Origin of the sequence: Brenneria salicis ATCC 15712 = DSM 30166 (genome assembly GCF_003315515.1) — a bacterium.
In the GTDB taxonomy this organism is placed as follows: domain Bacteria; phylum Pseudomonadota; class Gammaproteobacteria; order Enterobacterales; family Enterobacteriaceae; genus Brenneria; species Brenneria salicis.
Genome location: NZ_QNRY01000078.1, coordinates 1 through 6,073, shown reverse-complemented (window position 1 = coordinate 6,073; position 6,073 = coordinate 1). Strand labels below are relative to the sequence as shown.

Annotated in this window: 5 protein-coding genes, 3 tRNA genes and 1 pseudogene; 7 read left to right on the top strand and 2 right to left on the bottom strand. The window is 46.0% G+C overall.

The genetic code is table 11. The features are described 5' to 3' along the window. Positions 1–277 precede the first annotated feature (277 nt). Positions 278–568 (top strand): hypothetical protein, encoded by a 291-nt coding sequence (locus DES54_RS18125; RefSeq protein WP_113869748.1) that lies wholly within the window; start codon positions 278–280, stop codon positions 566–568. A 156-nt stretch (positions 569–724) separates the two neighbouring features. On the opposite strand, the gene DES54_RS18120 is transcribed toward DES54_RS18125, so the two are convergent. Further along, a complete protein-coding gene (locus DES54_RS18120; RefSeq protein WP_113869746.1) occupies positions 725–949 on the bottom strand; it encodes a DUF2594 family protein in 225 nt (74 codons plus the stop codon). Between the two features lie 667 nt (positions 950–1,616). Here DES54_RS18120 and uvrY point away from each other — a divergent pair. From uvrY to DES54_RS18090, 6 genes are all read left to right on the top strand, one after another. After that, the gene (gene uvrY, locus DES54_RS18115) at positions 1,617–2,273 is read left to right on the top strand and encodes a UvrY/SirA/GacA family response regulator transcription factor (RefSeq protein ID WP_113869750.1); all 657 of its coding nucleotides are present in this window, start codon (positions 1,617–1,619) and stop codon (positions 2,271–2,273) included. Next, positions 2,266–4,098, top strand: coding sequence for an excinuclease ABC subunit UvrC (uvrC, locus tag DES54_RS18110; RefSeq protein ID WP_113869744.1), 1,833 nt, complete (start codon positions 2,266–2,268; stop codon positions 4,096–4,098). Before uvrY ends, uvrC begins: the two co-directional genes overlap by 8 nt. 58 nt (positions 4,099–4,156) lie before the next feature. Further along, positions 4,157–4,705 carry a CDP-diacylglycerol--glycerol-3-phosphate 3-phosphatidyltransferase gene (pgsA, locus tag DES54_RS18105; protein WP_113869743.1) on the top strand — a complete coding sequence of 183 codons (549 nt, stop codon included), beginning with the start codon at positions 4,157–4,159 and terminating at the stop codon, positions 4,703–4,705. Positions 4,706–4,848: 143 nt separating this feature from the next. Continuing rightward, positions 4,849–4,924: transfer RNA gene (locus DES54_RS18100), tRNA-Gly, on the top strand. A 35-nt stretch (positions 4,925–4,959) separates the two neighbouring features. Further along, positions 4,960–5,033, top strand: a tRNA-Cys gene (locus tag DES54_RS18095). A gap of 8 nt (positions 5,034–5,041) precedes the next feature. Then, positions 5,042–5,128: transfer RNA gene (locus DES54_RS18090), tRNA-Leu, on the top strand. A 136-nt stretch (positions 5,129–5,264) separates the two neighbouring features. Here the strand turns inward: DES54_RS18090 and DES54_RS18085 are convergent. Next, a pseudogene (locus tag DES54_RS18085) lies at positions 5,265–5,951 on the bottom strand (tyrosine-type recombinase/integrase); the annotation flags it as partial. Between the last annotated feature and the right edge of the window lie 122 nt (positions 5,952–6,073).

Genomic DNA, 6,073 nt, shown 5'->3' with positions numbered 1-6,073 from the left:
AAAAATGTCAGACAATTTATTAAAACCGCATCACCTTTCCCAGGCAACAAACCTGGACTAACAAAAGTGGAGCGGTAATAGGCGCAGTTATTTAGCAACAGCCAAATATCCAGACGCTTATTTCGGGATATTGCTATCGTGCAAGATACCCTGATTCTTTATCAGGATTTCACATTGATAGTGAGGTGGTATACTCAATACAGGTTAATGATCGGTGGTGGCCGAGAGTTGATCTTCACCAAGGCATAGCGGTTGCTGCTGTGAATTTGGAGGTCATATGGGATTTGAAAAGTTGCTGGCTATGGTGGAAAAGAGTCATCAGGATCCAAAATCCGTTATCTCACTGTCTGAACTGAGTCAGGCAATACATGAAATCATCTGTTCCGAGCAAGCCAGGGAATACAAAATCAACCAATGTTTTACAGAGTTGAGGCAACTGGTGGATGAAAGAAAGGCCATTGCCAGAAAACAGTTTATAGATAAGGCGCTGGTAAGTGAGTTGACGCAATATAAAAGAGTGGAAGAAGCACTCTTACTCAAGCTGAAACATATAGAACAACAGATGTAACGCAACCTAATTGGAGCGTTACATTTTTGTCGTCTACCAAGGAAAACGGCAGCTTTTCTGGTGCTTGCTTTCTGTCGGTGGCGTAGTGAAAAATCGCCACGCTATACTGATACGTTGCCGCTGAAAGCCAGAGATAAGACGTCAGCGGATCAGCGCTTATTGACGATAGGCGTGCTTGATTTGTTTGATCGTGTTATCAAAAACGGCGGCCTGTTCAGGATCTTCCAACTGAGCAATATATCTTTCCATGTTGATGATCACTTTCCCTGCGTCGGCCTGACCGATAGCTTTGAGCAACAGAGTCAGCATCGCTTTCAGGCAGGTTACTTCGTGTGATAATTTTTCTACGGAAGCCGCAGTGGAAAAATTGGCATTGCTCATGTTTTCTCCTCAACAATAAATAGTATAAAATGTTTTCCGTCAGCTGGTTACAGGCCAAATTGCTCTGCTGCCAGCATAATCAGGTGGCGGTGATTATAGCATAATGTATATTTTCGGCGGTGATTATTAACCAATAATCACTATGTAATGGCTGATTTTTATGCGTTTAACTTAATTTTTGTCATCTTTAACTGTCTGCTTTTTGCATAAAAAAACAACATTCAACTGTTTCTGGCAGAATACATCAATCTTTCAGTATGCATGTTTTTATTAACATATGTTATTCATATAATATAAGTGAATTTTGCGCGAGACACTGACGTAATGGGGGATTACAATAGTGTTTTTTTATTGACATATGAAATTCAATGCCAATCCCATGCCGCTGATTGACATCGATTTTTTACTGTTGACAAGTACTACGAAAGTCATGAGTTTAGTTGTCCTGACGTTATAATCTAAATGTTAAGAATATTATCAATATACAGGCCGGGCATAACGGTATATTGTTATCATAATGCGATGGTGTTGATACTTTATTCCTTCATGGCATATTTAAAATACATATTCATATTAAACGGTATTCATTATTTTTCGAAACCAACGTAGTATCACCTGCAAGCAACTCTCTATGTAAGTGTTACTTCCTTTTTTGGAGAATTATTCTTTGATTAGCGTTTTTCTTGTTGATGACCATGAACTGGTGCGTGCAGGGATACGGTGCATTATTGACGATATCAAAGGTCTTAAGGTTGTTGGTGAAGCGTCATGCGGTGAAGATGCCGTTAAGTGGTGCCGTAGCAACGTTGTTGATGTTGTCTTGATGGATATAAATATGCCGGGAATCGGTGGTCTTGAGGCGACACGCAAAATTTTGCGATTCTCTCCCGAGATAAAAGTAATTATGCTAACTATTCACACTGAGAATCCTTTACCTGCTAAAGTAATGCAGGCCGGAGCAGCTGGATACGTGAGCAAGGCAGCGGCCCCGCGGGAAGTTATCTGCGCCATTCGTTCAGTCCATGCGGGTAAACGATATATTGCTTCAGACATCGCACAGCAAATGGCATTAAGTCAATTGGAGCCGCAGACAGAGACGCCATTGGCGTGTTTGTCTGAGCGTGAATTACAGATTATGCTAATGATCACCAAAGGGCAGAAAGTCACGGAGATTTCCGACCAATTGAATCTGAGTCCTAAAACGGTGAACAGTTATCGATATCGGATGTTCAGCAAACTGAATATCAGCGGTGATGTCGAACTTACACATCTGGCCATTAGGTATGGGCTTTTTAATGCGGAGACATTGTTAAGTAGTGAGTGACAACTTCGATGCCTCGGCATTTCTAAAGACGGTAACCAGTCAGCCTGGGGTCTACCGCATGTATGATGCCGCGGATACGGTGATCTATGTCGGCAAGGCAAAAGATTTAAAAAAACGACTTTCCAGCTATTTTCGCAGCAATGTCGCCAGCCGTAAAACGGAGGCATTGGTCAGAAGTATTCGGCAGATCGACGTGACGATCACGCATACTGAGACGGAAGCCTTGTTGCTGGAACATAACTATATCAAGCGCTACCAGCCACGTTACAACGTTTTACTGCGAGATGATAAGTCATATCCTCTGATTTTCCTCAGTGCCGATCAGCATCCCCGGTTGGCTGTGCATCGAGGTGCTAAACACGCCAAAGGCGAATATTTTGGGCCATTTCCGAATGGAAATGCCGTGCGTGAAACGCTGATGCTGCTACAAAAACTATTCCCTGTTCGTCAATGTGAAAACAGCGTATACCGTAATCGCTCCCGTCCTTGTCTGCAATATCAAATTGGCCGATGCCTGGGGCCTTGTGTGGCGGGGTTGGTCAGCGAAGAGGATTATCAGCAACAGGTTGATTATGTCCGTCTGTTTTTGTCTGGAAAAGATCAGCAAGTCCTTAATCAGTTGATATCGAAAATGGAAACGGCCAGCCGTAATTTGAAGTTTGAAGAGGCGGCGCGTATCCGCGATCAAATTCAGGCTGTTCGACGCGTGACAGAAAAACAGTTTGTCTCGGGGGATGGTGAAGACCTTGATGTTATCGGCGTGGCTTTTGACGCGGGGATCGCCTGTGTGTATGTGCTGTTTATCCGTCAGGGGAAAGTATTGGGGAGTCGTAGCTATTTTCCGAAAGTACCTGGCGGGACGGAATTGGGCGAAGTAGTGCAAACGTTTGTCGGACAGTTTTACTTACAAGGGAGTTTGGCGCGCACTTTGCCTTCAGAAATTCTACTGGATTTTACATTGCCGGATAAAGACTTGCTCACCGAATCGTTAACCGAAGTCGCTGGAAGAAAAGTGCAAATCCAGACCAAACCGCGGGGTGATCGAGCCCGGTATCTGAAGCTTGCCCGTACTAATGCGGCGACGGCGTTGGTGACGAAGTTATCGCAGCAGTCAACTATTCACCAGCGATTGACTGCACTGGCGAATGTTTTGCAGTTGCCTGCAATTAAGCGCATGGAGTGTTTTGATATCAGTCATACTATGGGTGAACAGACTGTGGCATCTTGTGTTGTGTTTGATGAAAATGGTCCGCTGCGTTCGGAATATCGCCGCTATAATATCAATGGTATTACGCCTGGTGATGATTATGTTGCGATGGCGCAGGTACTCAATCGTCGATACGCCAAGGCATTGGATGACAGCAAGATCCCGGATGTCATTGTTATTGACGGTGGTAAAGGGCAATTGGGACAAGCGCAGGCGGTGTTTGACGCACTACAGGTGGCATGGGATAAGAATAAACCCCTGTTACTTGGCGTCGCAAAAGGCAGTGATCGTAAAGCGGGCCTTGAAACACTGTTTTTTGAGGCGACGGGGGATGGCGTAGCGTTGCCAGCGGATTCGCCAGCTTTGCACGTCATCCAGCATATTCGTGATGACTCTCACAATCATGCGATTGGCGGACACCGCAAGAAGAGAGCAAAAGTTAAGAATACCAGTACATTAGAGCTCATTGAAGGTGTTGGCCCTAAACGTCGGCAGACGCTACTGAAATATATGGGAGGGCTGCAACCTTTGATGAACGCCAGCGTTGAGGAAATTGCAAATGTGCCGGGTATTTCACACGGATTGGCAGAAAAAATCTTCCATGCATTGAAACACTAGGGACAATGTAGCAACATACTCGTAATATCCACTCCGGCCAAATAGTTACCTAAGCGCTATGCAATTTAATATACCGACGTTGCTTACCCTGTTTCGTGTTGCTTTAATCCCGTTTTTTGTGCTGGCGTTTTATCTTCCATTCGTCTGGGCACCGCTGGTGTGCGCGCTGATTTTTGTTTTTGCCGCTGTCACCGACTGGTTTGATGGCTTTCTGGCGCGACGCTGGAAACAAACTACGCGTTTTGGCGCATTTCTTGATCCGGTAGCGGATAAGGTGATGGTGGCGGTAGCGCTGGTTCTGGTCGCTGAACATTACCATTCCTGGTGGATCACGCTGCCAGCGGCAACGATGATTGCGCGTGAAATCATTATTTCCGCATTACGTGAATGGATGGCCGAGATAGGCAAGCGCAGCAGTGTCGCGGTTTCGTGGATCGGAAAAGTGAAAACAACGGCGCAAATGCTGGCGTTAGTAGCTCTGTTGTGGCGGCCAGAACGCCTGGTTGAGGGCGCGGGTGTCATTGCTTTATATATCGCAACGGTACTGACTTTCTGGTCAATGTTTCAATATCTGAACGCTGCCCGACATGATTTGCTTGAACCTTGATCGAAGCGCCTTAAAAACCAGCAAACGGACGGGTTTCATTGATAATTTTATTGACTCGTTCCGTCATGTCAGTAGAATGCACGGCATCAACAGCAGCGTTGGTTTGTTGAAAGTTAGCAAAAAAATCAGCGTGTTCTGTGTAAGCGGGAATAGCTCAGTTGGTAGAGCACGACCTTGCCAAGGTCGGGGTCGCGAGTTCGAGTCTCGTTTCCCGCTCCAATATTTCAGTAATCGCTGAACAGCTTTAAAGGTAAGGCGCGTTGGCAGAGTGGCCATGCAGCGGATTGCAAATCCGCCTACCTCGGTTCGACTCCGGGACGCGCCTCCAATATCCAGGCCCGGGTGGTGGAATCGGTAGACACAAGGGATTTAAAATCCCTCGGCGTACGCGCTGTGTGGGTTCAAGTCCCACCCCGGGCACCATTGATTTAAAAAGAATTAAAACAAGCACTTATGTGCAATGTCGTAGACCGCCGCAAGGCGGTTTTTTTGTGCCTGCCCCCCCTTTCCTAATATTCTTCCTAATATGATTTTTGCGCGTTTGGTAAATATGCAATAATCATGAATTTTTATTCTGACCACCAACCACAGGAACAATCGGAATTTTACGGTCATATCGCGCAGTCTGGCTGATCGTCATATGACCCGATATCGCCTGTTTCTCTGCCAGCGTCCCATCCAGATCAGAAACCCCCTTGGCTTTCAGATCGTGAAAGGTGAAATCAAAACTCAGGTGTGGAAATGCTGCGGCCGCGTCTTCTTTTGCCTGCTGCCATCGGCTGTTAAATCCGTCGCGTGTGTAGCGCCCCCCTGTGGCCTGATGAATTAAATACATGCTGCTGATGCCTGGCTTTATTGGCAAGCTCCGAGCGTTATTTACTGCGGCTCTTAGCCTGTCCGTCCATGCCTTAATTTGTTTAGCTCCAGTCTTCCCCTGAGCGATAAAAATTCCCTGCTCTAATATTTGTCCTTCAGTCAGTGAGAGGACATCGCCTTGTCTGGATAGACACAGATACGCGATTTCCATCGCAACTTTGACGACCGGCGCGGCGACAGAGTACAGCGCGTTATACTCTTCATCAGTCACATAACGATCGAGCGCAACTTCTTTAAACTGTTTAACGCCCTTGCATGGGTTGCCCTTACACAATCCCCGCTCATAACCCCATCTGAATACGCGTGACATAAACGCCTTTTCTCTGTTCGCCTGCGTCTTGCTTTTCACACCGCGCTTATCCATGTATTTGTAGTGGTCAACTAAAACTGGCCACGAGTTTAGAGTTTTTCCAGAATCGATTTTCCGATTCGTTTGGGGGTAATCCACCGTTATAGTCGTGTGGTCTGATCGTGCTGTAATATCCCACGATA